This window comes from Oscillibacter sp. KLE 1745 (genome assembly GCF_000469445.2).
In the GTDB taxonomy this organism is placed as follows: domain Bacteria; phylum Bacillota; class Clostridia; order Oscillospirales; family Oscillospiraceae; genus Oscillibacter; species Oscillibacter welbionis.
This window is the reverse complement of record NZ_KI271646.1, coordinates 1-1,022: the sequence shown is the minus strand read 5'-3', so window position 1 is coordinate 1,022 and position 1,022 is coordinate 1. Positions and strand designations below refer to the sequence as shown.

Sequence of the window (1,022 nt, the reverse complement as noted above, 5' to 3'; positions counted from 1 at the left end):
TTGATTTTGTTGGTCAAAAGCCGACTGGAAATCATAAAGAAAGACATACATTTTGGAAACAAAGAAAGGACTTGAGAAACATGGCTGAGATGAAGAAGCAGACGGAGTTCAAGCTGTATAAGAGAGACTCTGTGTTTTTTGACCAGAACACCGCACCCGTGAATATCGCGTATGCCCACGAGGTCAACGACGTGGCGATCCTGCCCCTGGGCGCCATTGAGCAGCACGGCCCGCACTGCCCCAACGGCCTGGACAGCTTCAACGCCATCTGCCTGGCCAAGAAGGTGGCGGAGAAGTCCGGCGCCACCGTGCTCCCCTGCCCCATGTACGGCGGTCATCCCTACATGCACATGGGCATGCCCGGCACCATCACCCTGAACTATGAGACCAACATGGCCCTGCTGCACGACATCATCGCCAGTGCCTCCAATGTGGGCTACAACAAGTTCATCATGCTGGTGGCCCACGGCGCCGACTCCAGCTTCATCCCCGCCGTTCACAAGCTGGGTATGGAGGGCTACTTCGTTCTGGCTTCCACCTGGTATGACTTCCTGCGGGACAACAAGAACGTGCTGGAGGACTTCATGTGGCACGCCGACGAGGCGGAGACCTCCATGGCGCTGTCCCTGTACGGCGACCTGGTCCACATGGACCTGGCCATCGACGGCGGCGGCACGCCCCTGGTGGACCCCAAGTGGAAGATGGCTCCCGGCGAGGCCTCTCACCGCTGGCAGTTCTACGGCGCTGAGGGCACCTTCGCGCTGCTGGAGAAGGACGACCTGGATTACGGCGTCATCGGCAACCCCACCAAGGCCACCAAGGAGAAGGGCGACAAGCTGGTGGAGGCCGTTGTGGAGGGCTACAGTGAGCTGATCAAGGAGCTGCTGGAGACCCATCCCGTGGGCAAGAACCCCCTGGGCTTCCGCAATCCCCTGGGCTACAACGGCTTCAACGGCGGCGCCTATCCCACCTTCGACAAGGACCACGACGAGAAGGGCCGACCCACCTACTACAAGAAGTAA

General features: G+C 59.6%; 1 protein-coding gene. It reads left to right on the top strand.

The features are described from left to right. Positions 1-80 precede the first annotated feature (80 nt). Positions 81-1,022 (top strand): creatininase family protein, encoded by a 942-nt coding sequence (locus HMPREF1546_RS00030; RefSeq protein WP_021747508.1) that lies wholly within the window; start codon positions 81-83, stop codon positions 1,020-1,022.

Bases quoted from the DNA above. Each gene is read 5' to 3' on its own strand.
- HMPREF1546_RS00030 (WP_021747508.1), top strand. From the start codon at position 81: ATGGCTGAGATGAAGAAGCAGACGGAGTTCAAGCTGTATAAGAGAGAC.